Genomic DNA, 26093 nt, shown 5'->3' with positions numbered 1-26093 from the left:
GCAAGCGGGAGAGGGGAGCAAACTAGCGGCAAGATCAACCGATCGGTGTAGCCGTGTGAAGCGCCCGAAGGGCGGGCCACACCCCAACGCGATGCGAAGCGAGCCGTCAAGGTGTGCCAAGGCCGTATGGGGCGCCTCGGGATTCGGCGAAAAGAGCGGAAAAGAGGGACCCATGTCTGAGTATCGCCTTAAGGCGATGCGAGTTTGGGTCCCGGCCGCTCTTTTCGCCGAAGCCCGAGGGGGGTGTCGCCCCATCCGGCGCGCCTTTTTTGCCTACTTTTTTGGCAAGACAAAAAAGTAGGTCGCCGCCCCGCAGGGGAGGTGAAACTGTAGTTGAAGTTGCTTTTGACATCAGGCCGCTACAGTCGAAGTAGCAGTTGCAGTCACCCCTCCCCTCCCAACGTTACAATCCCCCATCACCCATTAAAAGCCGAGCCCGACCCTCATGCGTATCCTCGGCATCGACCCCGGCCTCCGTACCACCGGCTTCGGCGTGCTGGAAAAGCACGGCAACAAGCTAACCTACATCGCCTCCGGCACTATCAAGAGCGACGGCGACAGCGGCCTGCCTGCGAGGCTGAAAACCCTCTTCGACGGCATCAGCGAAGTCACCCGCACCTACGCGCCCGATTGCGCCGCGATCGAGAAGGTATTCGTCAACGTCAACCCGCAATCCACGCTGTTGCTGGGCCAGGCCCGCGGCGCGGCGATCTGCGGGCTGGTCACGCATGGCCTGCCGGTGTTCGAGTACACGGCGCTTCAGTTGAAGGTGGCGGTGGTCGGCTACGGCCGCGCCAACAAGGAGCAGGTGCAGGAAATGGTGATGCGCCTGCTGAGCCTGACGGGACGCCCCAGTTCCGACGCGGCGGATGCCCTGGGCATGGCAATCTGCCATGCCAATGGCAGCAACACGCTCACCGCCCTGACCGGGCTGGCCCCGGACCTGGTGCGCAAGGGCATGCGGGTACGGCGTGGGCGCCTGATCGGCTGAGCGAGCCCAGGCGGCCAGGCAGCCGCCAGCCGCTTGCACCGTCAAGTCTCTTACAATCGAGCGATTGCCCGTCAAAGGATGCCGCATGCTCCGCTCGCCTCGCGCGTTCCGCGCCTTGAATCCGCCCCGCTCTGCTCGCCTGCCGGCGCTGTTGTCCGCGCTGGCCGCCGCGGTTCTCGCCGGCTGCGCCGCGCTGCCGCCCGTGGCCACTGTCCCGGCAGCCCCTGCCCCTGGCCCGGCCCCGGCCGTGCCCAAGGCACTGGTGATCGGGCATCGCGGCGCGAGTGCGCTGCGCCCTGAGCACACGCTGGCGTCCTATCAACGCGCCATCGACGACGGTGCCGACGTGGTGGAGCCCGATCTCGTGATGACGCGCGACGGCGTACTGGTGGCCCGGCACGAGAACGAAATCGGCACCACGACCAACGTGGCGGAGCTGCCCCAGTTCGCCAGCCGCAAGCGCATCAAGGTGATCGACGGCGAACGCCTGAATGGCTGGTTTACTGAAGACTTCACGCTGGCCGAGCTCAAGACGCTGCGCGCGCGCGAGCGTATCGCGCAGGTGCGCAAGGCCAATACCCAGTACAACGACAAGTTCGAGATCCCCACCTTCGACGAAATCATCGAGCTGGTGGCCAAGGCATCGCAACACAGCGGGCGCGTGATCGGCCTGTACCCGGAAACCAAGCACCCGAGCTATTTCCGCGGCATCGGCCTGCCGCTGGAGGAGAAGCTGGTGGCCACGCTGCAAGCCCATGCGTACACGCGCAGCGCGCCGGTGTTCGTGCAGTCCTTCGAGACCGGCAACTTGCGCGAGATGCGCCAGCGCCTGGCCCAGGGCATGCCAAATGTGAAGCTGATCCAATTGATGGGCGGCGCGAAGAACCGGCCTGCCGACTGGCGCCTGGCCGGAGACACCCGCACCTACGCCGACATGATGACGCCGATCGGCTTGCGCGAAGTGGCCAGCTATGCCAACGGCATCGGCCCGGAGAAGTCCAGCGTGGTGCCCCGCGACGCCAATGGCAACCTCGGCACGCCGACCGCGCTGGTGCGCAACGCGCACGCGCAAGGCTTGCTGGTCCATCCCTATACCTTCCGTCCTGAGAACACCTTCCTGCCGCGCAACCTGCGCACCGGCGGCGACGATGCCACGCGCAGCCCAGGCGGCATGGTGCGCGAAGTGCAAGCCTTCCTCGCCGCCGGCATCGACGGCTTTTTCACCGACGATCCCGCGCTGGGACGCGAGGCGGTGGACACGCTGGGCCGATAGCCGATAGCCGATAGCCGATAGCCGATAGCCGATAGTCGATGGCCAATATGGCCCGGCCGCGCCGGTACGCCGCACGCTGGGCTACACTGGCGGCCTTCGCGATGGCGGGCCTTCCCCCGCGCTGGCCGCCGCCGCAATCCCTTCCCACCCCGGCGCACGCGCCGTAATTCGCTGCAGACACTACACCATGATCGGACGCATCGCCGGCACCCTCATCGAGAAGAATCCCCCGCACCTGCTGGTCGATTGCCACGGCGTCGGCTACGAGATCGACGTGCCGATGAGTACCTTCTACAACCTGCCTGCCGTCGGCCATCCCGTCACCCTGCTGACCCAGCAGATCGTGCGCGAGGACGCGCACCTGCTGTACGGCTTTGGCAGCGCCACCGAGCGCAACACCTTCCGCGAGCTGATCAAGATCACCGGCATCGGCGCGCGCATGGCGCTGGCGGTGCTCTCCGGCATGTCGGTCAGCGAACTGGCGCAGGCCATCACGCTGCAGGAAGCCGGACGGCTGACGCGCGTGCCGGGCATCGGCAAGAAGACCGCCGAGCGCCTGCTGCTCGAACTCAAAGGCAAGCTGGGCGCCGAGCTTGGGGCTGCGCCCGGCAGCACGCCGGTGCACGATAACGCCGTCGACATCCTCAACGCGCTGCTTGCGCTCGGCTACTCGGAGAAAGAGGCAGCGCTGGCGATCAAGCCGGTGCCGGCCGGCACCGGCGTGTCCGATGGCATCAAGATGGCGCTGAAGTCCCTGTCCAAGGGCTGAGCAAGCCGGAAGGGCTACAATCCAACCACTTTGCCCGCCTCCGTAACATGATCGAAACCGACAAGCTAGCCACCGAGCGGGGCGCCGATCGCGTCATCGCCCCCACCGCTGTCTCCCCTAACGAGGAGGCCTTCGAGCGGGCGCTGCGTCCCAAGCTGCTCGACGAATACGTTGGCCAGGAAAAAGTGCGCGGCCAGCTCGACATCTTCATGCACGCCGCGCGCAACCGGCGCGAAGCGCTCGATCACGTGTTGCTGTTCGGGCCGCCGGGGCTTGGCAAGACCACGCTGGCGCACATCATCGCCCGCGAGATGGGCGTCAACCTGCGCCAGACCTCCGGCCCGGTGCTGGAGCGCCCGGGCGACCTGGCGGCGCTGCTGACCAACCTGGAAGCCAACGACGTCCTGTTCATCGACGAAATCCACCGGCTGTCCCCGGTCGTCGAGGAAATCCTGTACCCGGCGCTCGAGGACTACCAGATCGACATCATGATCGGCGAAGGCCCGGCCGCACGCTCGGTCAAGCTGGACCTGCAACCCTTCACGCTGGTCGGCGCCACCACCCGCGCGGGCATGCTGACCAACCCGCTGCGCGATCGCTTCGGCATCGTGGCAAGGCTGGAGTTCTACACCGCCGAGGAGCTGTCACGCATCGTCACGCGCTCCGCCCAGTTGCTGGGTGCCCGCATCGACCCGCTGGGCGCGCTGGAAATCGCACGCCGCGCGCGCGGCACGCCGCGGATCGCCAACCGGCTGCTGCGCCGCGTGCGCGACTTTGCAGAGGTCAAAGGAGACGGAAATATCACTCGCACCATCGCGGACGCCGCCCTCGCCATGCTCGACGTGGACGCGGTCGGCTTCGACCTGATGGACCGCAAGCTGCTGGAAGCCATCCTGCTCAAGTTCAGCGGCGGCCCGGTGGGCGTGGATAACCTGGCAGCCGCCATCGGCGAGGAGCGCGACACCATCGAGGACGTGCTCGAACCCTTCCTGATCCAGCAGGGCTACCTGCAGCGCACGCCGCGGGGCCGCATGGCCACGGCGGCCGCCTACCGGCACTTCGGGCTGGCGGCGCCCGGCGAGAGCGATTCGGCCCCAGCCTGAACGGCATCGAAACCCGCATTAAGTCATTTCGAGGCCCGCAGACAATTCTTTTGTCGTGCATTGCTGGCTGCTTCCTCCTTGTCCACAATGACTTAGCCCCGACCGCCAAGGCAAGGCGACAACTGCCGGCAGATGCCGGACGGCCGGCTAACTGATCCCAGACAGGAGAGAGCACATGAATCGACGCCACTTTGTCACCCGGCTGGCGGGCTCGAGCCTGGTCGTGGCCACCGCGTTCGCGGCTGGCTGCACCACCACCGGCGCCTATGCGCCAACCGACGCTGCGGCCAAGAAGAAAGAGATCGACGCGGGTGCCGACGGGGCGCTCAACCGGCTGTTCGCGACGGTCGACAGCTCGCGCGAGCTGGCCTCACGCGCCCAGGGCATCCTCGTGTTCCCGCGTGTGCTGTCGGCAGGGCTGGTGGTCGGCGGCGAATACGGCGAGGGCGTGCTGCGCGCCAAGGGCGCCGCGGTGAGCTATTACCGCACCACCTCGGCCTCGGTCGGCGCGACCGCCGGCGGCCAGTCCAAGTCGGTGGTGCTGATGTTCATGACGCCCGATGCCTACAACAAGTTCGTCGACAGCAGCGGCTGGACCGTCGGCGCGGATGCCGGCGTGGCGCTCGCCAAGGTCGGTGCCAACGGCAAACTCGATACGATCACTGGCCAGCAGCCGGTGATCGGCTTCGTGCAGACCAATGTCGGGCTGATGTTCGATGTGTCGCTGGACGGCTCCAAGATCAGCAAGCTGAACATCTAGCCGCAGCCCGCGCAGGCAGCCCTGGCGCGGGGCGACCCGGCCAGGGCGCGCGCTCGTCTACAGTATGGCGGGGCAAGGTGGCGGCGCGGCTGGCATAATCGCCCAAAAATCGCCCCTGGAACACCCCGATGACCATGTCAAGCGCCACGCCCGCCCATAGCGGGCGCGTTTATCGTTACTACGATCTCGTGATGGTGGCTTTCGTCACGGTCCTGCTGTGCTCCAACCTGATCGGCGCGGCCAAGGCGGCCCAGGTCACGCTGCCGGTGATCGGCCCGGTGACCTTCGGCGCGGGCGTGCTGTTCTTCCCGATTTCGTACATTTTTGGGGACGTGCTGACCGAGGTCTACGGCTACGGGCGTGATCGCCGGGTGGTCTGGGCCGGATTCGCGGCGCTGGCGTTCGCCACCTTCATGAGCCTGGTGGTGCTGAGAATGCCGGTGGCGCCCTTCATGAGCGATTACCAGAAGAGCCTGGAAGACGTCTTCGGCAATACCTGGCGCATCGCGCTGGGGTCGCTGATCGCCTTCTGCTGCGGCAGCTTCACCAACAGCTATGTGCTGGCCAAGATGAAGCTGTGGACCAACGGCCGCTGGCTGTGGACCCGCACCATCGGCTCCACGCTGGCCGGCGAGCTGGTCGATTCCTCGCTGTTCTACGTGATCGCCTTCTACGGCATCTGGCCGCTGGAAAAGGTGATCCAGGTCGCCATTGCCCAGTACTTCCTCAAGACCACGTGGGAAGTGGTGATGACGCCGGTCACCTACAAGGTGGTGAACTTCCTCAAGCGCGCCGAGCGCGAAGACTACTACGACCGCAATACCGATTTCACGCCCTTCCGCCTGCGGGTGTAAGACGCGCCCGGCACAGCCAGCGCGGCTCAGGGCACCCTGCGGTCGACTTCGTCCAGCGTCACCGCTTCCAGGTGGCCCACGTCCGCCCATTGCATGACCGTGAGCCGCACGCTGTCGCAGCGCAGCCGGTTGATGCTGGCATTGAGCAACTCATGCCGGCGCGGCGCCTCCAGCGTCATGTCGTTGGCTTCGCGGTACAGGCAGTCCAGCACGCCGCCGTGGGCCACCAGGGCAATGCGCTCGCCGGGATGGCGGCGCCCGAGCGCCAGCGCGGCTTCCACCGCGCGCTCATGAAACGCCAGCAAGGACTCGCCGCCATCGGGCGCGTAGTCGGGAACCCGCGCTTGCCACCTGGCGAAATCCTCGGGCAGCTGCTCGGCCACTTCCGCGTAGGTCATGCCTTCGAGCGACCCGTAGCAGCGCTCGCGCAAGCGGGGATCGGGCTGCACCGCCAGGCCGAGCGCCTCGGCCAGCGGCGCCGCCGTCTGCATTGCGCGCGACAGGTCGCTGGCGTAGACCGCATCGATCGGCTCGACCGCCAGCGCCTGGGCCAGGGCATCCGCTTGCGCCACGCCAGTGGCGTTGAGCGGGATGTCGAGCTGGCCTTGCAGGCGCCGCTCGCGGTTCCATGCGGTCTCGCCGTGGCGGATCAGGATCAGGTGGGTGAAGGCCAGCGAATGCGGCCCGGGCAATTGCGACATGCCGTTTCCTTTAGGCGATTTAGGCGGCGCTACGCTGTGCTGTCGTGGCGCCCCTGGCGCACAGCGCTTGCGCGCCGCGCGGCCCGTGCTTACTGCGCCGGCTGGCCGGCGAGCTTCGGATTGAGGGTATAGGTGCCGGTGCAGGCAGCCTGCGCCAGCACGTGGCCCTGGATGGCCTCGCGCACCTGGGCCCCGGTGAAGGTGCCCTCTAGCGGCAGGCGGTCCAGGTCGAGCGCGTAGACGGTGAACACGTAGTGGTGCACCAGGCTGTCGTTCCACGGCGGGCAAGGGCCGTCGTAACCGTAGTAGTCGCCCTTCATGTCCGGGTCGCCGGCGAACCAGCCGGTGTAGTCGTTCAGGCCGTGGCGCAGCCCGCCTGCCGCGGCCGTGCCGCCGGTGGCCTCGGGGCCCGGCTTGCCGCGCGCGATCACGCCATCGCTGTGGGTGCCCGCGGAGATGGTGCGCAGCCCCATCGGAATATCCACCAACACCCAGTGAAAGAAGTCCACGCGCGGCAGCGAAGCGGGCACTTCGCGGCCTTCCTGGTTGACGTCGTCGCCACGGCTGGGCACGTCCGGATCGTGGCAGATCAGCACGAAGGAACGCGTTTCGGCCGGGGCCTCGTCCCAGTGCAGGTCGGGATTGCGGTTGCTCGACAGCGTCACGTGGGTGGCGGGGTCGATCGCACCGAAAGCGAACTCGATGGGAATCGGCCCGTTGTCGCTGAATGCCTTGCTCCAGAGCTTCATGTTTCTCTCCTTGCTGGGTTGCGCCGCGCACTGCGCGGCATGCGGGATCAGGCCAAGGCCGGTCCCGGCGGTGACGTGCGGCGGCGGTAGCTGAGCTGCGGCAGGCCGTCGTCGAAGGCGCGGTGCGCCGCCAGTTGCCAGTCCACGCCGCCATCCGGCGAAGCGATCATGCCGTCGGGGCTGGTGGCGATGTAGAGGGTGACTGTCTGGGTCATGTCCGGTCAGGCCGCCGCCGCATCAGCGGCTGGCCTGGGCTGGCTGAGCGTGGACGGACGGCGCGGACGGCGGCACGCGCAGCCAGAAGGTGACCGGACCATCATTGACCAGGCTGACCTGCATCATGGCGCCGAACTCGCCGGTCTGCACCTCGCCGTGCGCGGCGCGCGCACGCGCCACGAAATGGTTGTACAGGCGCTCGCCATCGGCGGGCGCCGCGGCGGGGGTGAAGCTGGGCCGCGTGCCGCTGTTGGTATCGGCGGCCAGCGTGAACTGTGACACCACCAGCAGGCCACCGCGCGTGCCGCGGCCATCGATGTCCTGCACGGGCAGGTTCATCTTGCCGGCCTCATCGGAGAACACGCGGTAGGCCAGCAGCTTGGCGAGCAGGCGTTCGGCCTGCGCTTCGGTGTCGCCGCGCTCGGCGCAGACCAGCGCCAGCAGCCCGGCGCCGATCTCGCCGGCGGTGCGGCCGTCGACAGTGACGCGGGCCTGGGCGACCCGCTGGATCAACGCAATCATGAGCCGCTCCTGCCCGGCCTCAAGCCAGCGTCACGCGTGCGAAGCGGCGCTTGCCCACCTGCACGACGTAGCTGCCGGCCTCGACCTTCAGCCCCTTGTCGCTGACGATGGTGCCGTCGATCTTGACGCCACCCTGCTCGATATTGCGGTTGGCTTCGGACGTGGACGGCACCAGGTTGGCCTGCTTGAGCAACTGGCCGATGCCCAGCGGTGCGCCGGAAAGGCTGACCTCGGGGATTTCGTCGGGCACGCCACCGCGCGCGCGGTGGTTGAAATCCTCGAGCGCGCGGTCGGCGTCGGCTGCGCTGTGGAAGCGCGTGACGATCTCCTGGCCGAGCATCACCTTGCAGTCGCGCGGATTACGGCCCAGCGAGATCTCCTGCTTCATCAGGTCGATCTCGCTCATGGGGCGGAACGACAGCAGCTCGTAGTACTTCCACATCAAATCGTCCGAGATGCTCATCAGCTTGCCGAACATCTCGCTCGGGGCTTCGGTCACGCCGATGTAGTTGCCCTTGGACTTGGACATCTTCTCCACGCCATCCAGGCCCACCAGCAGCGGCATGGTCAGGATGCACTGCTGCTCCTGGCCGTATTCCTTCTGCAGCTCCCGGCCCACCAGCAGGTTGAACTTCTGGTCGGTGCCGCCCAGCTCCAGGTCGGCCTTGAGCGCGACGGAGTCGTAGCCCTGCATGAGCGGGTAAAGGAACTCATGCACCGAAATCGGAATCCCAGTGCGGAAGCGTTTGGTGAAGTCGTCGCGCTCCATCATCCGCGCCACGGTGTACTTGGCCGCCAGCTGGATCATGCCGCGCGCGCCCAGCGGATCGCACCACTCGCTGTTGTAGCGGATCTCGGTCTTGGCCGGATCCAGCACCAGGCTCGCCTGGCTGTAGTAGGTCTGGGCGTTGGCCTCGATCTGCTCGCGCGTGAGCGGGGGACGGGTGGCGTTGCGCCCGGACGGATCGCCGATGGTGGAGGTGAAATCGCCGATCAGGAAAATGACCTGGTGGCCCAGGTCTTGCAACTGACGCATCTTGTTGAGCACCACCGTGTGGCCGATATGGATATCGGGCGCGGTGGGGTCCAGCCCCAGCTTGATGCGCAGCGGCACACCGGTGGCCTCGCTGCGCGCGAGCTTGGCCAGCCATTCGGATTCGACCAGCAGTTCGTCGCAACCGCGCTTGGACACCTCCAGGGCGTGCATCACGGTGGGCGTGAGGGGGTAGGAAGTGGCAACGCCGGAGGAAACTTCAGTCATGACGTAAGTCTTTGAAAAACATGAGAATTCAGACGGCGGCACAAAACGGCTTGCGGCCGCTTTTGGTATAATCCGCGCTTCTTGTGCAAACGGGAATGTTCCCGTGGGCCAACCGCCATTCTAGGCGGCAAACCAATATGGCAGGCGCCGCACCTCCGGGGAGGAAGGCAGACGAGGCAAAAAATCGTCGCGGCAACGCAGCCCGAAACAAAGAGTGAATTTTACGTGATGTGGTCCAGACTCCGCGAAGTTTTCGCGCGGGAGCTGGTGGTTCTGGTCGATCCTACCAATGCCCTGCACGCCCGTCGGCGCAAGCAGTTGACAGCGGCGGTGGGTACGGTGTTCACGCTGGGCATGGCAGCCGCCATGGGCGTGGCCCCCCGTAGCGCCTTCGACGACCCCCAGGCTCCGCGTGTCCGGGAGGCGATACGCCTGCCCGATCTGCGCACGCAACTCGAACAGCTTACCGAAACCGACGCCACCTTTGTGCGCGAAGAGCGCATGCAGCGCGGCGACACCATTTCCAGCCTGCTCAAGCGGCTTGGCGTGGACGACCCCGATGCGCAGGACTTTATCCGGCGCAACACCACCGCGCGCGGCCTGTTCGACCTCAATCCCGGCCAGACGGTGCAGGCCGAGGTCGACGAGAACAACCTGCTGGTGTCGCTGCAAGCCAACCTTGGCGGTGACGCAAACGCCTCCCGCGAACTGGTGATCGAACGCGCGGGCGACTCTGCCGATCCGGTCTACAAGGCCCGCGTGCAATCGGTGAAGAACGAGCTGCACTATGAGATGCTGTCCGGCGCCATTGCCTCGGGTGGCTTCTTCAAGGCCATGGACGCGGCCAATGTGCCCGACGAGATCGTCCAGCAGATGCTCTCGATCTTCTCCGGCGTGATCGATTTCCACCATGACATCACCAGCGGCGACCGCTTCCGCATCGTCTACGAAGCGGGCTTCCGCGATGGCGCGTTCGTGCGCAACGGGCGCGTGATGGCGGTCGAGCTGATCAACCACAACCAGTTGCACCAGGCACTCTGGTACGCACCGGAAGGCAGCAAGCAGGGCGCGTACTACACCTTTGACGGGCGCAGCATGAAGCGGCCGTTCCTGCGCTCGCCGGTGGAGTTCTCGCGCGTGTCGTCGGGCTTCGGCGGACGTGACCATCCGCTGCACCACCACTGGGCACAGCACAAGGGTGTGGACTTTGCCGCACCTACGGGCACCAAGGTGATGGCCACCGGCGATGGCGAAGTCGAGTTTGTCGGCCAGCAGAACGGCTACGGCAACATCGTCATCCTCAAGCACCATAGCGGCTACTCCACCTACTACGCGCACCTGTCCGGCTTTGCCACGATGAAGCGCGGGCAGCATGTGTCGCAAGGCGAGGTCATTGGCTACGTCGGCCAGACCGGCTGGGCCACCGGCCCGCACCTGCACTACGAGTTCCGCGTCAACGATGTGCCGCTGAACCCGCTGGCCATCGCCGCGCTCGACACGCCTGCGCTGTCCGGCCCGGCGCGCCAGCAGTTCCTCAGCTATACCAGCGAGATGCTCAGCCGCATCAACGCGCTGCGTACCTACAACGTGGCTTCGGCCAGCAATTGATCCATCGAGCCAGCCCAGCATGCCAACCTCGTCCCCAGACTGCTTTATCGGCATCATGTCCGGCACCAGCATGGACGGCGCGGACGGCGTGCTGGTCGATTTCTCGGGGCCACGGCCCGCGGTGCTGGCGGCGGCTTTCCAGCCCTTCCCGGCCGAGCTGCGCGACGCGTTCAGCGCGCTGCAGCAGCCCGGCGACGATGAAATCCACCGCGAGGCGCTGGCCGCCAATGGGCTGGCGCGCGTCTATGCGGCTTGCGTGGCAACCCTGCTGCGCGATGCCGGGCAGGCGCCGGACGCCATCGCGGCGATCGGTGCGCACGGCCAGACCGTGCGCCATCGGCCCGGCTTGTACGACGGCATCGGCTATACCCGCCAGAGCCAGCAACCCGCGCTGCTGGCAGAGTTGACGGGCATCGACGTGGTGGCGGATTTCCGCAGCCGCGACGTGGCGGCTGGCGGCCAGGGCGCCCCCTTGGTACCGGCAGTGCACCTGGCGCTGTTCGGCGACGCCGCCCAGACGCGGGTGGCCTGCAATATCGGCGGGATCTCCAATATCAGCGTGCTGCCCGCCGCCAGCGAAGGCGGTGCGGCGCGGCCGGTCACCGGCTTCGACTGCGGCCCGGGCAACGTGCTGCTCGACTACTGGATCGACCGGCATCACGGCCTGGCCTACGACGCCGACGGCGCCTGGGGCGCCAGCGGCAAGGTCGACCAGGCGCTGCTGGCGCGCCTGCTGGCCGAGCCTTATTTCAGCGTGGCCCCGCCCAAAAGCACGGGCCGCGACCTGTTCCATCCCGCCTGGCTGGAGAATCATCTTTCCCAGCACGGCACGGCACTCGATCCCGCCGACGTGCAGGCCACGCTGGCCGCGCTGACCGCCGGGGCCATCGCCCGCGATGTCAAGCAGCACGCGCCCGACGCGGCGCGGCTGATCGTGTGCGGCGGCGGCGCCCGCAACCGGCTGGTGATGGCGTTGCTGGCGCAGGCACTGCCCGCTGTCGCGGTACAAAGCTCGGACGAACTGGGCGTTCCCGTATCGCAGGTGGAGGGCATCGCTTTTGCCTGGCTGGCGCGGCAGATGCTGCGCAGGGCGCCGGGCAATGTGCCTACCGTCACTGGCGCGGCCGGCCCGCGTGTCCTGGGCGCGCTCTACCCCCGATAGCAAGATAGCAACACCGGGCCACCCTCACGCCGGCTCGGCGTGGCCTGCCTCGCAAACCCACTGGATAAACGCTTGCGCAACGGGCGAAGGCCGCATGGCTGGCGAACGCGCCAGCACCACGCGCTGCGGCGTCACGGCCTCGCGCAGCGGCAAGCAAACGATGGGCTGCCCGTCATAGCTGTGATCGCCCGCCGGGCGCGTGCATGACAGCGCCACGCCATAGCCGTGCGCCACCAGGCCGCGCTGCATCTCGAAGGTCTGCGTGTACTGGTGCAGTTGCGGGCGCAAGCCATGCGCCCAGAACAGCGAGAGGAAGTACTCACGTGTTTGCGCAATATCCTCCAGGATCAGCCGTTCGCCAGCCAGGTCTTGCAGGCTCACGCTTGGCTGCACGGCCAGCGCATGACCGGCGTGCAGCAGCGCGTAGGGTGCAAGCCGGGCAAGTACCCAGCGCGCAATGCGCTGGTCGAAGCCGAGGTCGTAGGTCAGCGCCAGCTCCGCCTTGCCGGCAGCGAGCGTGCGATGGACCGTGGCCAGGTCGGCCTCGAACAGCGTCACAGCAACATGCGGATGCAGGCGCCGGAAGCCGGCCAGCAGCCGCGGTGCGTAGTAGGCGCCGAGATCCTGGAAACACGTCAGCGACAGTTGCCCGCTAAGGCCGCGCGCCTGCGCCTGGTCCACGCCATCGGTTGCCAGGCCGGCGGCCAGCGCCAGGATGTCGCGGGCGCGGCCCAGCAGGCGCTGGCCAGCCGGCGTCAGCTCCAGACCGCGGCTGACCTGGCGGCGAAACAGGGTCTCGCCCAGCGTTTCCTCGAGCTGCGCCACGGCCTGCGACACGGAAGGCTGCGATACGTGGCGCGCGCGGGCAGCCGCGCTGATGCTGCCGTGCTCGGCGGCCGCGACAAAGTACTCGAGCTGGCGGAAGGAGAATCCAATCATGATTTCCTATACTACAGCATAGGAAATATATTCTTTTCCTATTGCCACCCTGCCCCGATACTTGTCCCAAGCCAGCCACCCATGGGACTCTCATGCACATCACCGCAGCCGAAATCGAGACCTACCAGCGCGACGGCGCCCTGGTATTGCGCGGCGCTTTCACCGATTGGGTGACACCGCTGCGCGAAGGATTCGAGCAGAATCTCGCGAAGCCGGGCCCGTTTGCCATCGAAAACGTCGGCAGCGGTGAGCGTGGCCGCTTTTTCGAGGACTACTGCAACTGGGAGCGCATTCAGCCGTTCGCCGACTTCATCCGGCGCTCACCGGCCGCGGCCATCGCCGGCCACATCATGCAGGCTGAGGCCGTCCAGGTGTTCCACGAGCACATCCTGGTCAAGGAACCGGGCACGGCAAAGCCCACACCGTGGCACCAGGACCTGCCCTACTACTGCGTGGATGGCTTGCAGACCGCGAGCTACTGGATCCCGCTGGACCCGGTCACCACCGCCAATACCTTGCGTGTGGTGCTCGGCTCGCACCGCTGGCCCAAACTGGTCAGGCCCAAGCGCTGGGCCAGCAATGAGAATTTCTATGCTGGCAGCGACCAGTTCATGGAAATGCCGGATGTGGACGACGGCAGCCACACAATCCTGATACCGGAGCTGGAGCCGGGCGATGCCGTGGTGTTCGACTTCCGCACGGTACATGGTGCCGCAGGCAATACCGGCACGGGACGGCGCCGCGCCTTCTCGGCACGCTTCCTGGGCGACGACGTGCGCTATCTGGAGCGGCCTGGCCGCACCTCGCCGCCCTTCCCCGGAATCAGCCTGGCCAACGGCGAACGGATGCGCGAGGACTGGTTCCCGGTGGTCTGGCGCCGGGAGGCATAAACAATAAAAAAGCGCACCGAAGTGCGCTTTTTTATTGCCGCGAAAACCTGTCGGAAGCCGCGGCGCTCTTGCGAGCCTTATACCGAGAACGAAGAGCCGCAACCGCAGGTGGTGCTTGCGTTGGGGTTCTTGATCACGAACTGTGCGCCGTTGATGTCTTCCTTGTAATCGATCTCGGCGCCCACCAGATACTGGTAGCTCATCGAGTCGATCAACAGCGTGACGCCATTCTTGTCCAGCGTGGTGTCGTCCTCGTTCACCTCTTCGTCGAAGGTGAAGCCATACTGGAAGCCGGAACAGCCGCCGCCCTGCACGAACACGCGCAGTTTCAGATCGGCATTGCCCTCTTCCTCGATCAACTGCTTGACCTTGTCGGCAGCGCTGTCAGTAAAGACGAACGGGGCCGGCATGTCCTCGGTAACGGGTGCCTCTGCGACTGCGTTCATGGGGTTCTCCTATGTAGATACGCCTGTATTTTAAGCGCTCCGGGAAGATCGTGCCGAAACCCCGTGAATTCAAGGGGTTCTGTTGATGCAACCAGGCCGCGGGTGCCGTATCAGGCGGATTCTTGCACGCCGGATGCCAGAACCAGGTTGGGCAGTGCCTTGGGTTGCGCATTGCCGAGCGGCACGAGGCGGCCTTCCACCAAGGCCCCCTGGTGCATTTCCAGCGCGGCGTAGTGCACCTCGCCCTGCACGCGGGCGTGCGGTTGCAGCTCCAGCAGTTCGGTCGCGTACACTGGCCCGGTAACGGTGCCGTTGAGAATCAGGTGCCCGACCCGGACTTCGCCCTCAACCACGCCTTTTTCGCTGATGACCAGCATGCTCGCCTGGTCGGCGGCCGCCGTCACGTTGCCGCGTACCCGGCCATCCAGGCGCAGGCCACCCGAAAACGTCAGGTCGCCCTGGATCACGCTGTGCTGGCCGATCAGGGTATCGATCGACAAGCCTTTCTTCTTGGAAAACAACATAGGTCCCTTTTTTCGTTGCTGGCCCAGCGCACCCTTACGGCATGGCCGTCTGGGTCGCGCGCAACTGACCGTTTTGCAAAATTCGTACCGTGACCGCCCGCACCGTGGCGCCGGCAGGCAGCGCAAAGGCACTTTCGATCCGCTGGTAGTGCGTGACCCGCAGGCCAGGCAACGAACCGGCGCCATCCTCCGGCAGGCTCAAGGTGACCGGCTTGCCATCCCGCATCAGCGAAACGACCAACTGTAACTCACCGCGGAACTCGGGCAAGGATGAAAAAGCCTTGGATCCACCCTGCATTATCAGCAATCGATAGTGCATCTTCAGTGGGTCGGCTTCATCAAGACCCACGCGAAAACTCCGCACATGGATGCCGGACGTATTACCGCTGGCCGGGAGCAGGCCCTCAAAAAATGCCAGGTCTTCCTTGAGTTGGGCGACCTCGCCTTCCGCCGTCTTCAGCTGCCCGGTCAGCACCTCCTGGGCGCTGCGGGCCATCTGCAACTGCGCCTCGGCGGTGTTGGCCACCGCCTGCAAGCGTTCGTGCTGAGCCGTCACGGCCGCCAACTGCTCGCGCAGCGCCTTGCTCTCCGCCGTCATATCCGGCGCGCCAGCCAGCTGCCGGCCAGCGTCGTACGCCCAACGCGCAGCGACCACCACCACCACGAGCACGACGACGAGCGCCGCGGCGGCGCCCAGCACACGCAGCGGCCACGGCAGATGCGAACGCACCGCCAGGCTCCCGGATAGCGAGCCCCGGCGCGGGCGCAGCACACGATACTTCATGCGCTGCGGGCTCGCGGCACCGGCAGGCGGGCGCAGTGCGGGTCGGCAGGCCTTCGCATCCAATGCATCATGGTCGGGTTCTCCGGGCGGCAAGAGCAGGGATTGTATCCGGGGAGATGCAAAGTATTTGTAAAACGTGGTGATAGCCTGCCGTTGCACGCCATTGCGCCCGCCTTCACCAGCGCGCGGCAAAAAAAAACCGCACGGCGAACCGTGCGGTTTTTTCTGAACGGCCAGATCCGGTTGAACCGGACCTGCCGAACACACATTAACGCTTCGAGAATTGCTTCCGACGACGCGCCTTGTGGAAACCGACCTTCTTACGTTCCACTTCACGCGCATCGCGCGTGACGAAACCGGCCTTGGACAGCGACGGCTTCAGGGTGGCATCGTAGTCGATCAGTGCACGGGTGATGCCGTGGCGCACTGCGCCGGCTTGACCCGTTTCACCGCCGCCAGTGACGTTGACCTTGATGTCGAAGGTCTGTGCGTTGGCAGTCAGTTCGAGCGGCTGGCGCACGATCATCAGCGAGGTTTCGCGAGCGAAATACTCATTGATGGGCTTGCCATTGACGATGATATCGCCCTTGCCCGACTTGATGAAGACCCGAGCCACTGCGCTCTTGCGGCGGCCAGTACCGTAATTCCAATTTCCGATCATGGATGGCCCCCTTAGATTTCCAGCGCTTTAGGCTGCTGCGCTTCATGCGGATGCTCGGCTTCGGCGTAAACCTTCAGCTTCTTGATCATCGCATAGCCCAGCGGGCCCTTCGGCAACATGCCCTTCACAGCTTTTTCCAGGGCGCGGCCCGGGAAACGTTGCTGCATCTTACCGAACGTCGTTTCGTAAATGCCGCCCGGGTAACCCGAGTGACGATAGTACTTCTTGTCGGTTTCTTTGGTACCCGTGACACGCAGCTTGCCTGCGTTGACGATGATGATGTAATCACCCGTGTCGACGTGCGGAGTAAATTCCGGCTTGTGCTTGCCGCGCAGTCGGCGTGCCACTTCGCTGGCAACACGGCCGAGGACTTTGTCCGTCGCGTCAATCACGTACCAGTCGCGCTTAACCTCTGCAGGCTTTGCGGAAAAGGTCTTCATGATTTTTCCTGAGACTTGTAGAACCTGCCCGAAACATTGACTTTACGTCGTCGGCCGACCCTTAGGATCTGACCTTCCTGCTTGTATGTGCAGGCTCTCCCTGAATTCCTTCCCGCGGGCATGACGGAAAAGCCTACGAGTATACTGCGGACTGCGACCCGAGCACAAGGAAAGTTAGGGAAGAACGCCAAGATGGCGCCTCTCCGTGGGCTGTTCGCCATCCAGAATGCCAGCGAACAGCATAGAAGCAACCCATGAGGCACTTATAGCGGGATGCGCTTCGGGCCTGGCGGGCGCAGAATAAAAAAAACCCAAGCTATTGAGCTTGGGTTTGAATCCACCAAAGGAGGAGGGTGGAGGAGACACTGGGAGACCGACGGGGCTGGATCGTGGTGCGGGCCGGCGAATGTGGCTGAAACCATCCGATTCGCTTTCGCACTCTGCGCCGTGTTGTGCGCCGTCGTTCAATGATTCAAATTATACATGAGCGCCCTCTCAGCGCAAGGAAATTTGCAGTGCGAAATGACATTCCGCATTGTAAAAAATCATCAAGAGGCACAGGACGATTTTTTATACAATAAAATCAATAACTTAAGAATTTCTCGCGCTGTCACGGCACTGTCATCTTAGAAGAAAGCTTCAGTTTCCGGAAAAAATGTCGAATTACGGCGCTTCCAGACAAGTGGCCTATACTCAAAAAGCAAGCTTTGAAATCGCGTGTTCTTGATCGAATACGCACTCACTAGAACGCAGGATCGAACAAAATGGAATGCAAAGTAACTTGGATGGGCACCGACGGCATGAGCTTCGTGGCCGAGACGGGCAGTGGCCATATCGTGGCGATGGACGGTGCACCCGAGGGCGGCGGCCACAACCTGGCCCCGCGTCCGATGGAAATGGTCCTGCTGGGCACCGGCGGCTGCACCGCCTATGACGTGGTGCTGATCCTGAAGAAGAGCCGGCAGGATGTGCGCGGCTGCAGCGTGAAGCTGCACGCGGAGCGCGCCAGCGAAGACCCGAAGGTCTTCACCAAGATCAATTTCCATTTCACGGTGAGCGGGCGCAACCTGAACCCCGGCGCGGTCGAGCGTGCCATCCACCTGTCGCACGACAAGTATTGCTCGGCCTCGATCATGCTGGCCAAGACGGCGGAAATCACGCACACGATGGAAATTGTAGAGGTGTAGGCGCCTGGCGCCTGGCGCCTGGCCAGCCCGGGGAGCCGGCGGTGGCGCCCCCATTGGGATGGGTGCGCGCCACACGAAAGAATCAGAAGCAAAGCAGGCCGATAAGCCGGATTCTGTGCGCGCCGGCTTCCTTGCGGTTGCCGGCACGTGACAATCATTCCTCTAGGCCGGTCGTTACCGACCGGCTCAAGCTCCCTACCCGCAGGCTCAGCGGGCCGCCTCAATGCCTGCCTATTTGGGATTGCTCCAGGTGGAGGTTACCGCGTTTCACCCTTCCCATCGGGCGAACCCGATGGCAAGACTCGTCTCTGTGGCCCTATTCCGCACGTTGCCGTGGATGGCTATTAGCCAACACCCTGCCCTATGGAGTCCGGACTTTCCTCCCCTTGCACCACGAGGGTGCAAGCAGCGATTGTCTGGCCTGCTTTGCGGCCCGCAGTCTAACACCGTTTGGCCGCGAACCGGCCACCCTCATGCGGCCTGCGCGCGGCGCCCGCGACGAAACACCGTGGTATCCGCGTAGTAGGCCGGATCGCGATTGGCTTCGCACCAGCCGGGAATGCCCAGCACCGGCAACGGCGCAAAGCGGCCGCTGTGCAATTCGGCCGCTTCGAGCGAGGCGCACACGGAATCGTCGAGCGAGCCGGGCAGCGCAGCGCCTGCAGCCGGCGGGACGGCCAGTGGCCACGCATGCGCGGTCAGGGCCTTATAGGGCCGCACCAGCTTCTCCAGCAGAGCGTGGCCGAAGGGCACCACGCTACAGCGGGCGGTGCTGTCACGGCTGCCGGCATGCTCGCTACCGTCCCAGACATCCCGCCGCGCCACGAACAGGTGCTCCCAGCCAAAACCGCGCAAAACGGACTCCAGGCCACTGTCGGCACTCAGGAACAGGATGGCGTTCTCGTCGAACAAGGTCGCGGCATCGCGCAGGCTGCCACGGCGGCCCTGCACGCCTGCCACCGCGATGGTGTGGGCCTGCAGCCGGTTCAGCACGCGTTTGGCACGGGGAAAATGCAGCCAGATGAGCGCATTGAAGAAATCGTGCAGGTTGTCGCGCGTCGGCACGGCGCCGGTGGCATAAATATGTGCCTCGTAGGCCGTGCCGGCGGGCAATTCGGCTTGCGCAACGAAACGCAGCGGCACGCCGCGAGCATTGCGCAGCGCGCGCTGCGCGGCCACTTCGCTGAGGACGGCGCGCAGGTCGGCGCCAGCTTGCAACGCGCTGACCAGCGCCGAGCCGATGGTGGCAAACGGCCGGAACCACGGCTGCGCCCAGTCGATCTGCGCCACCGCGGCGACCAGCGCCAGCCCGGCTGCGGCGTCGGCATCCCGTGACGCCGCAGCCGGCCGGACCTGGCTTTCTGCTTGCACTGCCGCTTCCGCCTCCGCTTCGCCAGCGCGGCTTAGCGGGCCTTCCAATGCAGCGTCTCGCCGCCGCGCAGCGGCACCAGCGTGGTATCGCCATACGGCAGCTCGGCCGGCAGCTCCCACGCCTCGCGGACCAGGGTGAGCGTGCCGCTATTACGCGGCAGGCTGTAGAACGCCGGGCCGTTGAAGCTGGCGAAGGCTTCCAGCTTGTCCAGCGCACCGGCGGCTTCGAAAGCCTCGGCGTAGAGCTCCATGGCGTGCAGCCCGGTATAGCAGCCGGCGCAACCGCAGGCATGCTCCTTCAGCCCGCGCGCGTGCGGCGCGCTGTCAGTGCCAAGGAAGAAGCGCTCGCTGCCAGACACGGCCGCGGCCACCAGGGCTTCGCGGTGGGTCTCGCGTTTGAGCACCGGCAGGCAGTAATAGTGCGGGCGGATGCCGCCGGTGAAGATGGCGTTGCGGTTGTACAGCAGGTGATGCGCAGTGATGGTGGCGGCGACCGGGCCTTCGGCGTCGCGCACGTACTCGGCCGCATCCTTCGTGGTGATGTGCTCGAACACCACCTTGAGCGCCGGGAAATCGCGGCGCAGCGGCGTCATGACCTTGTCGATGAAGACGGCTTCGCGGTCGAAGATGTCGATCGCCGGATCGGTCACTTCGCCGTGCACCAGCAGCGGCAGGCCCACGCGCTGCATGGCTTCCAGGGCTGCCGCGCAGTGACGCAGGTCGGTCACGCCGGCATCGCTGTTGGTAGTGGCGCCGGCCGGATACAGCTTGACCCCGTGCACGAAGCCGCTGGCCTTGGCCGCAACGATCTCCTCGGCGGTGGTCTTGTCGGTCAGGTACAGCGTCATCAGCGGCTCGAACGCCATGCCGGCCGGCAGTGCGGCCAGGATGCGGTCGCGGTAGGCCGCGGCCTGCGCCACCGTGGTCACGGGCGGCTTCAGGTTGGGCATGATGATGGCGCGGGCGAACTGGCGGGCGGTATCAGGCAGGACGGCGGCGAGGGCGATGCCGTCGCGCAGGTGCAGGTGCCAGTCGTCCGGGCGGGTAATGGTGAGAGTCTGGGTCATGGCTTTCGTGGGCCGGCCGGCAGTCACGGCTGGCGCTTATCAGGGATTACAGAATCAGGATGGCGCGGTAGTCATTCACATTGGTCCGCGTGGGGCCCGTCACCACGAGGTCGCCGGCGGCATCGAAGAAGCCCCAGGCATCATGCGCGTCGAGCCGGGCGCGCGCCGGCGCACCGGCAGCCTGCGCACGCGCGAGCGTGGACGGGTCCAGCAACGCGCCGGCATTGTCCTCCGAGCCGTCGATGCCGTCGGTGTCCGCCGCGATGGCGTACACATTATCAACGCCATCCAGCTCCAGGGCGAGCGACAGCAGGAACTCCGAGCACCGTCCGCCACGGGGCTTTCCAGCCGCCCCGCCACCGCCCTGCGGCAACGTGACGGTGCATTCACCACCGGAAATCAGCACCACGGGCACCGCGAATGGCGCATTGTACGCGCGTATCTCGCGCACCAGCGCCGCGTAGACCCGGGCAACTTCCTGCGCCTCGCCAGTCACCGTGTCGCCCAGCACCACCGGCTGGATGCCGCGCGCGCGGAAGTGATCCGCTGCTGCCACCAGGCTGCCGTGCGCGGTAGCGATCACACGATTCTCAACCCGCGCGAACAGCGGATCGCCGGGCTTGGGCGTTTCCGCCACTTCGCCGCGCGCACCGCGCTCCAGGTAAGCCTGCACCACCGGCGGGACCACCGCACCGTAGCGGTGCAGGACCGCCAGGGCATCGGCGTAGGTACTGGCGTCGGGCACGGTGGGACCGGAGGCGATGGCGCTGGGGTCATCCCCGGCCACGTCCGACACGATCAGCGTGGTCACCGGTGCGCGGCAAGCCTGGGCGAGGTGCCCGCCCTGGATGCGCGACAAGTGCTTGCGCACGATATTCATGTCCGTGATGGGAGCGCCGCAGCGCAGCAGCGCCTGCGTGGTGGCCTTGAGGTCCGCCATGGCGATGCCGTCGGCCGGCAGCGACAGCAGGCTGGAGCCGCCGCCGGACACCAGCACGATCAGCCTGTCATCCGGCCCGAGCTCGCCCGCCCGCGCCAGGATCTCGGCCGCGGCACGCTCGCCAGCCTCGTCCGGCACCGGGTGGCCGGCCTCTATCACGCGCACGTGTTCGGTCGGCAGGCCGTGGGCGTAGCGCGTCACCACCAGGCCGTCGAGCTGCACCGTGCTGCTCCGGCTGGCATACGCCCGCTCCACGGCCAGCGCCATCGAGGCCGCAGCCTTGCCAGCGCCTACCACCAGGGTACGCCCGCCAGCCTGGGGCGGCGGCAGGTGGTCCGCCACGATGCGCAGTGGGTCCGCTGCCGCCACCGCGGCATGAAAGCTATCCAGCAGCAAGGCGCGCGCGTCGGCCGCGGTGGCCGGCAAAGGTTGGGCGGCCTTGCTCACAGCGCGTGCGCGATGGCTTGGCCCAGGTCCGCCGTGCCGGCCTTGCCGCCAATGTCGCGGGTCAGCGGGGCATGTTCCGGCCCGGCCGACAGCACCTTCTCGATGGCACCCAGCACGGCCGCGCCGGCTTCCGGCTGGCCCAGGTGCTCCAGCATCATGGCACCGCACCAGATCTGGCCGATCGGGTTGGCCACGCCGCGCCCGGCGATGTCCGGCGCGGAGCCGTGCACGGGCTCGAACAGGCTGGGGAAGGTGCGGTCCGGATTGATATTGCCCGAGGGCGCGATGCCGATGGTGCCGGTGCAGGCCGGGCCCAGGTCGGACAGGATGTCGCCGAACAGGTTGCTGGCGACCACCACGTCGAACCAGTCCGGATGCTGGACGAAGTGCGCGGTGAGGATGTCGATGTGGTACTTGCCAACCTTCACGCCGGGGTAGTTGGTAGCCATGGCCTCCACCCGCTCGTCCCAGTACGGCATGGTGATGGAGATGCCGTTGGACTTGGTGGCCGAGGTCAGATGCCTGGCCGGACGCTTTTGCGCCAACTCGAAGGCGAACTTGAGGATGCGGTCCACGCCCGTGCGCGTCATCACCGTTTCCTGGATCACCACCTCGCGGTCGGTGCCGGGGAACATGCGCCCGCCGATGCTGGAGTACTCGCCCTCGGTGTTCTCGCGCACTACGTAGAAATCGATGTCGCCCGGCTTGCGCGCATTGCCGTCGCGGTCCACCAGCGGGCTGCGGATACCGGGCATCAGCCGCACCGGGCGCAGGTTGACGTATTGGTCGAAGGAGCGCCGGAACTGCAGCAGCGAGCCCCATAGCGAGACGTGGTCGGGCACGGCGTCCGGCCAGCCCACCGCGCCGAAGTAGATGGCGTCGTACTTGACCAGGGTGTCGAACCAGTCGTCCGGCAGCATCTTGCCGTGGCGGGCGTAGTAGTCGCAACTGGAGAAGTCGAAGTGATCGAACTGCATGTCGATGCCGAACCGGCGCGCCGCGGCGTCCATCACGCGCAGGCCCTCAGGCATCACTTCGGTGCCAATGCCATCGCCGGGGATGACTGCGATCTTGTATTTGCTCATGTCTCGAGGGCCCGCTGAATGGTATCGGAATCGGGGGAAAACGCGCTGCGCTTGGCAGATAACCCGGGCAGGCCGGATAATGGAACATTCTATTGCAATCCGGCAGCCTGCTGCCGGTCCGGTGCCCGCCATGTGCCAGCTGCTCGGCATGAACTGCGCCACGCCGACCGACGTGACGTTCTCCTTTACCGGCTTCGCCGCCCGCGGCGGTGTCACGGATCACCATGCCGATGGCTTTGGCGTGGCGTTCTTCGAGGACAAGGCCTGCCGCCTGTTCATCGACAACCAGTCCGCCGGCACCTCGCCCGTGGCTGAGCTGGTCAAGCGCTACCCGATCAAGTCCAAGAACGTCATTTCCCATATCCGCAAGGCGACCCAGGGCACGGTGCGGCTGGAAAACTGCCATCCCTTCATGCGCGAGCTGTGGGGGCGGCACTGGATCTTCGCCCACAACGGCGACCTGAAGGACTTCTCGCCGTTCCTCTCGGGGGTCTACCAGCCGGTCGGCGACACCGATAGTGAGCTCGCCTTCTGCACGCTGATGCAGGGGCTGCGCAAGCGCTTCCCCGGCTCGCAGCCGCCGCTCAACGAGCTGTGCCACGCGCTGGCGGACATCACGCGCGAGATCACGCAGCACGGCGTGTTCAACTACCTGCTGTCCAATGGACAGGCGTTGTTCTCCCACTGCTCCACGCGCCTGTACTACATCGTGCGCCAGTGGCCGTTCTCCACCGCCCACCTGATCGATGCCGATCTGTCGATCGACTTCGCCCAGGTCACCACGCCCGACGACCGCGTGGCGGTGATCGCCACCGCGCCACTGACCGACAACGAAACCTGGACCGCCTTCGCGCCCGGCGAGCTGATGATGTTCGAGGAAGGCCGCTCGGTGATGACGCTGACGGTGCCCATCCCGCCGGAAGTCCAGGCCAAGAACGCAGCCAACAGCGCCTGCACCTAAGAGGCCATTTCCAAAAGATGCTGGCGTCGTTGCGCGGCCTTGGCCGATCCACTTGTACTGTCTGCGGCCGCGCGCCTAGCCAGAACCGCTTCGCTTCATTTTGAAGCGGCCTCCAAGCCTGCGGCAGCGCCACGCGCCAAACAAAAAGGGACGCCTCGGCGTCCCTTTTTGCATCCTGCCTGCCACCCATCAGCGCGGCGGGGCGGCGGCCCGCATCAGTGATGCAGGATCTTCGACAGGAACTGCCTGGCCCGCTCGGAGCGCGCTTCGATATTGCCGAAGAACTCTTCCTTGGCGCAGTCCTCGACGATCTTGCCCTGGTCCATGAAGATCACGCGGTTGGCGACCTTGCGCGCGAAGCCCATTTCGTGGGTCACGCACATCATGGTCATGCCTTCCTGCGCCAGCTGCACCATCACGTCCAGCACTTCGTTGACCATCTCCGGGTCCAGCGCCGAGGTCGGCTCGTCGAACAGCATGCAGATCGGGTCCATCGACAGCGCGCGGGCAATTGCCACGCGCTGCTGCTGGCCGCCCGACAGCTGGCCCGGGAACTTGGCCGCCTGGGCTTTGAGGCCCACGCGATCCAGGTACTTCAGGCCCTTCGCCGTTGCCTCGTCCTTCGAGCGGCCGAGCACCTTCATCTGGGCGATGGTCAGGTTCTCGGTGATCGACAGGTGGGGGAACAGCTCGAAGTTCTGGAACACCATGCCCACGCGCGAACGCAGCTTGGGCAGGTTGGTCTTGGGCGAGCCCACCGAGGTGCCGTCCACCGTGATGTCGCCCTTCTGGAAGGGTTCCAGCGCGTTGACGGTCTTGATCAGCGTCGACTTGCCCGAGCCCGAGGGGCCGCACACCACCACAACTTCGCCCTTGGCGACCTTGGTGGTGCAATCGGTCAGCACCTGGAAGGCGCCATACCACTTGGAGACGTTATTGATTTCAATCATACGGCCACCTTTTTCTGGTAACGCTTGACCAGCAGCGATGCGGAGAAACAGATAATGAAATACACCAGCCCGGCGAACAGCAGCATCTCCACGATGCGGCCGTCACGCTCGCCAATGCCGTAGGCCTGGCCAAAGAAGTCCGCCAGCGCGCTCACGTAGACCAGCGACGTGTCCTGGAACAGGATGATGCCTTGGGTGAGCAGCAGCGGCACCATGTTGCGGAAGGCCTGCGGCAGGATCACCAGCCGCATCGACTGCCCGTAGGTCATGCCCATGGCCTGCGCGGCGAACATCTGCCCGCGCGACACGCTCTGGATACCCGCGCGGATGATCTCGGAATAGTACGCCGCCTCGAACAAGGCAAAGGCAATCAGCGCCGAGGTCATGCGCAGGTCGGATGCCTGCGACAGGTTGAACGCCTTTTGCAGCAGCTGCGGGATGATCAGGAAGAACCACAACAGCACCATCACCAGCGGAATCGACCGGAAGATGGTGACGTAGCCCTGCGCGAACCAGTTCAGCGGCTTGACGGAGGACAGCCGCATCATCGCCAGGATGGTGCCCCAGACGATGCCGACCACCACCGCGGTGACGGTGATCTTGAGCGAGACCAGCATCCCCTCGCCCAGCACGTCCAGCGTGGTCGCGTTGATCGAGCTGAAATCGAATGTATATGCCATGACGGGTCCTCTTACTTGCTGCCGATGAAGCCGGGCACGCGGGTGCGTCCTTCAACCCAGCGCATGAGCAGCATCACGACGATATTGATCAGCGCGTACATCAGCGTCACCGCGATGAAGGACTCATACGGGCGGGCCGTGTAGTCCACCAGCTGGCGCCCCTGCGCCGCCAGTTCCAGCAAGCCGATGGTCGACGCCACCGCGGAGTTCTTGAAGATGTTCAGGAACTCGGAGGTCAGCGGCGGCACGATGACGCGGAACGACATCGGCAACAGCACGTAGCGGTAAGTCTGCGCGAGCGTGAAGCCCATCGCCAGGCCGGCATTCCTCTGGCCGGGCGGCAGCGAGTTGATCCCCGAGCGCACCTGCTCGCAAACCCGGGCCGCGGTAAAGGTGCCCAGGCAGAACATGGCCGCCAGGAACTGCTGGGCGAAGGGGTTCATCTGCTTGATGGTCTCGCCGCCGGGCAACAGCTCGGGCATGACGAAATACCAGATGAACAACTGCACCAGCAGCGGAATATTACGGAAGATCTCGACGTAGGTGGCAGCCAGGCCGGACAGCCACTTGTTGGGCACCGTGCGCAGTACGCCGAGCACGGAACCGATGATGAGGGCGATGATCCACGACGAGAGCCCGAGTGCAATGGTGACCTTCAGGCCGGAAATCATCCAGTCCAGGTAGGTCTCGTTCTGGGCCGCTTGTTCGAGGAATACACCCCAATGCCAGCTGTAGTTCATGATGTGTCCTCA

The 26093-nt window shown here is 65.5% G+C and carries 29 protein-coding genes and 1 other RNA gene; 11 read left to right on the top strand and 19 right to left on the bottom strand.

Going from position 1 to position 26093, the window contains the following annotated elements:
* Nucleotides 1–445 precede the first annotated feature (445 nt).
* The 6 genes from ruvC (at nucleotide 446) to ACX12D_RS02815 (ending at nucleotide 5750) form a co-directional block, all read left to right on the top strand.
* On the top strand, nucleotides 446–991 hold the full coding sequence (gene ruvC, locus ACX12D_RS02840; RefSeq protein WP_174427462.1) for a crossover junction endodeoxyribonuclease RuvC: 546 nt from the start codon (nucleotides 446–448) through the stop codon (nucleotides 989–991).
* An 85-nt stretch (nucleotides 992–1076) separates the two neighbouring features.
* The gene (locus ACX12D_RS02835) at nucleotides 1077–2264 is read left to right on the top strand and encodes a glycerophosphodiester phosphodiesterase (RefSeq protein WP_459372846.1); all 1188 of its coding nucleotides are present in this window, start codon (nucleotides 1077–1079) and stop codon (nucleotides 2262–2264) included.
* Between the two features lie 187 nt (nucleotides 2265–2451).
* Nucleotides 2452–3033: a Holliday junction branch migration protein RuvA gene (ruvA, locus tag ACX12D_RS02830; RefSeq protein ID WP_006156399.1), complete on the top strand. Its 582-nt coding sequence runs from the start codon at nucleotides 2452–2454 to the stop codon at nucleotides 3031–3033.
* A 47-nt stretch (nucleotides 3034–3080) separates the two neighbouring features.
* Nucleotides 3081–4136 carry a Holliday junction branch migration DNA helicase RuvB gene (gene ruvB, locus ACX12D_RS02825; RefSeq protein WP_043343714.1) on the top strand — a complete coding sequence of 352 codons (1056 nt, stop codon included), beginning with the start codon at nucleotides 3081–3083 and terminating at the stop codon, nucleotides 4134–4136.
* Between the two features lie 175 nt (nucleotides 4137–4311).
* Nucleotides 4312–4896 (top strand): BPSL1445 family SYLF domain-containing lipoprotein, encoded by a 585-nt coding sequence (locus ACX12D_RS02820; RefSeq protein ID WP_459372845.1) that lies wholly within the window; start codon nucleotides 4312–4314, stop codon nucleotides 4894–4896.
* Between the two features lie 128 nt (nucleotides 4897–5024).
* Complete coding sequence (locus ACX12D_RS02815) at nucleotides 5025–5750, top strand: queuosine precursor transporter (protein WP_459372844.1); 726 nt, start codon at nucleotides 5025–5027, stop codon at nucleotides 5748–5750.
* Nucleotides 5751–5776: 26 nt separating this feature from the next.
* Here ACX12D_RS02815 and ACX12D_RS02810 read toward each other — a convergent pair whose 3' ends face one another.
* The 5 genes from ACX12D_RS02810 to tyrS form a co-directional block, all read right to left on the bottom strand.
* Nucleotides 5777–6451, bottom strand: coding sequence for a histidine phosphatase family protein (locus ACX12D_RS02810; protein WP_459372843.1), 675 nt, complete (start codon nucleotides 6449–6451; stop codon nucleotides 5777–5779).
* Between the two features lie 89 nt (nucleotides 6452–6540).
* Nucleotides 6541–7200, bottom strand: a complete 660-nt coding sequence (locus ACX12D_RS02805) for a YbhB/YbcL family Raf kinase inhibitor-like protein (protein WP_459372842.1) — start codon at nucleotides 7198–7200, stop codon at nucleotides 6541–6543.
* 47 nt (nucleotides 7201–7247) lie between these two features.
* Complete coding sequence (locus tag ACX12D_RS02800; RefSeq protein ID WP_459372841.1) at nucleotides 7248–7415, bottom strand: hypothetical protein; 168 nt, start codon at nucleotides 7413–7415, stop codon at nucleotides 7248–7250.
* A gap of 22 nt (nucleotides 7416–7437) precedes the next feature.
* The gene (gene dtd / locus ACX12D_RS02795) at nucleotides 7438–7938 is read right to left on the bottom strand and encodes a D-aminoacyl-tRNA deacylase (RefSeq protein ID WP_459372840.1); all 501 of its coding nucleotides are present in this window, start codon (nucleotides 7936–7938) and stop codon (nucleotides 7438–7440) included.
* A 19-nt stretch (nucleotides 7939–7957) separates the two neighbouring features.
* Nucleotides 7958–9199 carry a tyrosine--tRNA ligase gene (gene tyrS / locus ACX12D_RS02790; RefSeq protein ID WP_459372839.1) on the bottom strand — a complete coding sequence of 414 codons (1242 nt, stop codon included), beginning with the start codon at nucleotides 9197–9199 and terminating at the stop codon, nucleotides 7958–7960.
* Between the two features lie 228 nt (nucleotides 9200–9427).
* Here tyrS and ACX12D_RS02785 point away from each other — a divergent pair, with 228 nt between their 5' ends.
* Both ACX12D_RS02785 and ACX12D_RS02780 read left to right on the top strand, forming a co-directional pair.
* Nucleotides 9428–10807 (top strand): peptidoglycan DD-metalloendopeptidase family protein, encoded by a 1380-nt coding sequence (locus ACX12D_RS02785; protein WP_459372838.1) that lies wholly within the window; start codon nucleotides 9428–9430, stop codon nucleotides 10805–10807.
* Between the two features lie 19 nt (nucleotides 10808–10826).
* On the top strand, nucleotides 10827–11969 hold the full coding sequence (locus ACX12D_RS02780; protein WP_459372837.1) for an anhydro-N-acetylmuramic acid kinase: 1143 nt from the start codon (nucleotides 10827–10829) through the stop codon (nucleotides 11967–11969).
* A gap of 24 nt (nucleotides 11970–11993) precedes the next feature.
* On the opposite strand, the gene ACX12D_RS02775 is transcribed toward ACX12D_RS02780, so the two are convergent.
* Nucleotides 11994–12908 (bottom strand): LysR substrate-binding domain-containing protein, encoded by a 915-nt coding sequence (locus ACX12D_RS02775; RefSeq protein WP_459372836.1) that lies wholly within the window; start codon nucleotides 12906–12908, stop codon nucleotides 11994–11996.
* A gap of 92 nt (nucleotides 12909–13000) precedes the next feature.
* Between ACX12D_RS02775 and ACX12D_RS02770 the strand changes: the two genes are divergently transcribed.
* A complete protein-coding gene (locus ACX12D_RS02770) occupies nucleotides 13001–13798 on the top strand; it encodes a phytanoyl-CoA dioxygenase family protein (protein WP_459372835.1) in 798 nt (265 codons plus the stop codon).
* A gap of 77 nt (nucleotides 13799–13875) precedes the next feature.
* Here the strand turns inward: ACX12D_RS02770 and erpA are convergent, their stop codons facing one another.
* From erpA to rplM, 5 genes are all read right to left on the bottom strand, one after another.
* The gene (gene erpA / locus ACX12D_RS02765; RefSeq protein WP_017225530.1) at nucleotides 13876–14244 is read right to left on the bottom strand and encodes an iron-sulfur cluster insertion protein ErpA; all 369 of its coding nucleotides are present in this window, start codon (nucleotides 14242–14244) and stop codon (nucleotides 13876–13878) included.
* 110 nt (nucleotides 14245–14354) lie between these two features.
* Nucleotides 14355–14768, bottom strand: a complete 414-nt coding sequence (locus tag ACX12D_RS02760; protein WP_459372834.1) for a bactofilin family protein — start codon at nucleotides 14766–14768, stop codon at nucleotides 14355–14357.
* Nucleotides 14769–14802: 34 nt separating this feature from the next.
* Nucleotides 14803–15552 carry a DUF6776 family protein gene (locus ACX12D_RS02755; RefSeq protein WP_459372833.1) on the bottom strand — a complete coding sequence of 250 codons (750 nt, stop codon included), beginning with the start codon at nucleotides 15550–15552 and terminating at the stop codon, nucleotides 14803–14805.
* A 268-nt stretch (nucleotides 15553–15820) separates the two neighbouring features.
* Nucleotides 15821–16213: a 30S ribosomal protein S9 gene (gene rpsI / locus ACX12D_RS02750; protein ID WP_006156414.1), complete on the bottom strand. Its 393-nt coding sequence runs from the start codon at nucleotides 16211–16213 to the stop codon at nucleotides 15821–15823.
* Nucleotides 16214–16224: 11 nt separating this feature from the next.
* Nucleotides 16225–16653, bottom strand: a complete 429-nt coding sequence (rplM, locus tag ACX12D_RS02745) for a 50S ribosomal protein L13 (RefSeq protein ID WP_006156415.1) — start codon at nucleotides 16651–16653, stop codon at nucleotides 16225–16227.
* A gap of 764 nt (nucleotides 16654–17417) precedes the next feature.
* Here rplM and ACX12D_RS02740 point away from each other — a divergent pair.
* Nucleotides 17418–17840, top strand: coding sequence for an OsmC family protein (locus ACX12D_RS02740; RefSeq protein WP_441640549.1), 423 nt, complete (start codon nucleotides 17418–17420; stop codon nucleotides 17838–17840).
* 86 nt (nucleotides 17841–17926) lie between these two features.
* Here ACX12D_RS02740 and rnpB read toward each other — a convergent pair.
* The 5 genes from rnpB to ACX12D_RS02715 form a co-directional block, all read right to left on the bottom strand.
* Nucleotides 17927–18268: RNase P RNA component class A (gene rnpB, locus ACX12D_RS02735), an RNA gene on the bottom strand.
* A 43-nt stretch (nucleotides 18269–18311) separates the two neighbouring features.
* Entirely contained in the window at nucleotides 18312–19148 is an 837-nt protein-coding gene (locus ACX12D_RS02730; protein WP_459373911.1) for a DUF3025 domain-containing protein, read from the bottom strand.
* A gap of 95 nt (nucleotides 19149–19243) precedes the next feature.
* Nucleotides 19244–20278, bottom strand: a complete 1035-nt coding sequence (gene pyrC / locus ACX12D_RS02725) for a dihydroorotase (protein WP_441640550.1) — start codon at nucleotides 20276–20278, stop codon at nucleotides 19244–19246.
* Nucleotides 20279–20324: 46 nt separating this feature from the next.
* Nucleotides 20325–21665, bottom strand: coding sequence for a glycerate kinase type-2 family protein (locus tag ACX12D_RS02720; protein ID WP_459372831.1), 1341 nt, complete (start codon nucleotides 21663–21665; stop codon nucleotides 20325–20327).
* Nucleotides 21662–22750 carry a tartrate dehydrogenase gene (locus ACX12D_RS02715; RefSeq protein ID WP_459372830.1) on the bottom strand — a complete coding sequence of 363 codons (1089 nt, stop codon included), beginning with the start codon at nucleotides 22748–22750 and terminating at the stop codon, nucleotides 21662–21664. The genes ACX12D_RS02720 and ACX12D_RS02715 overlap by 4 nt, the downstream gene beginning before the upstream one ends.
* Before the next feature lie 130 nt (nucleotides 22751–22880).
* On the opposite strand from ACX12D_RS02715, the gene ACX12D_RS02710 reads away from it, so the two are divergent.
* The gene (locus ACX12D_RS02710) at nucleotides 22881–23711 is read left to right on the top strand and encodes a class II glutamine amidotransferase (protein WP_043343649.1); all 831 of its coding nucleotides are present in this window, start codon (nucleotides 22881–22883) and stop codon (nucleotides 23709–23711) included.
* 215 nt (nucleotides 23712–23926) lie between these two features.
* Here ACX12D_RS02710 and ACX12D_RS02705 read toward each other — a convergent pair whose 3' ends face one another.
* The 3 genes from ACX12D_RS02705 to ACX12D_RS02695 are packed head-to-tail and all read right to left on the bottom strand — an operon-like array spanning nucleotide 23927 to nucleotide 26081.
* Nucleotides 23927–24661, bottom strand: coding sequence for an amino acid ABC transporter ATP-binding protein (locus ACX12D_RS02705; RefSeq protein ID WP_459372829.1), 735 nt, complete (start codon nucleotides 24659–24661; stop codon nucleotides 23927–23929).
* Nucleotides 24658–25341, bottom strand: coding sequence for a glutamate/aspartate ABC transporter permease GltK (gene gltK, locus ACX12D_RS02700; RefSeq protein ID WP_441640554.1), 684 nt, complete (start codon nucleotides 25339–25341; stop codon nucleotides 24658–24660). Before gltK ends, ACX12D_RS02705 begins: the two co-directional genes overlap by 4 nt.
* A gap of 11 nt (nucleotides 25342–25352) precedes the next feature.
* On the bottom strand, nucleotides 25353–26081 hold the full coding sequence (locus ACX12D_RS02695; RefSeq protein ID WP_459372828.1) for an amino acid ABC transporter permease: 729 nt from the start codon (nucleotides 26079–26081) through the stop codon (nucleotides 25353–25355).
* Between the last annotated feature and the right edge of the window lie 12 nt (nucleotides 26082–26093).

It is taken from the genome of Cupriavidus sp. PET2-C1 (assembly GCF_054515855.1).
This window is presented reverse-complemented; position numbering and strand designations above follow the sequence as displayed.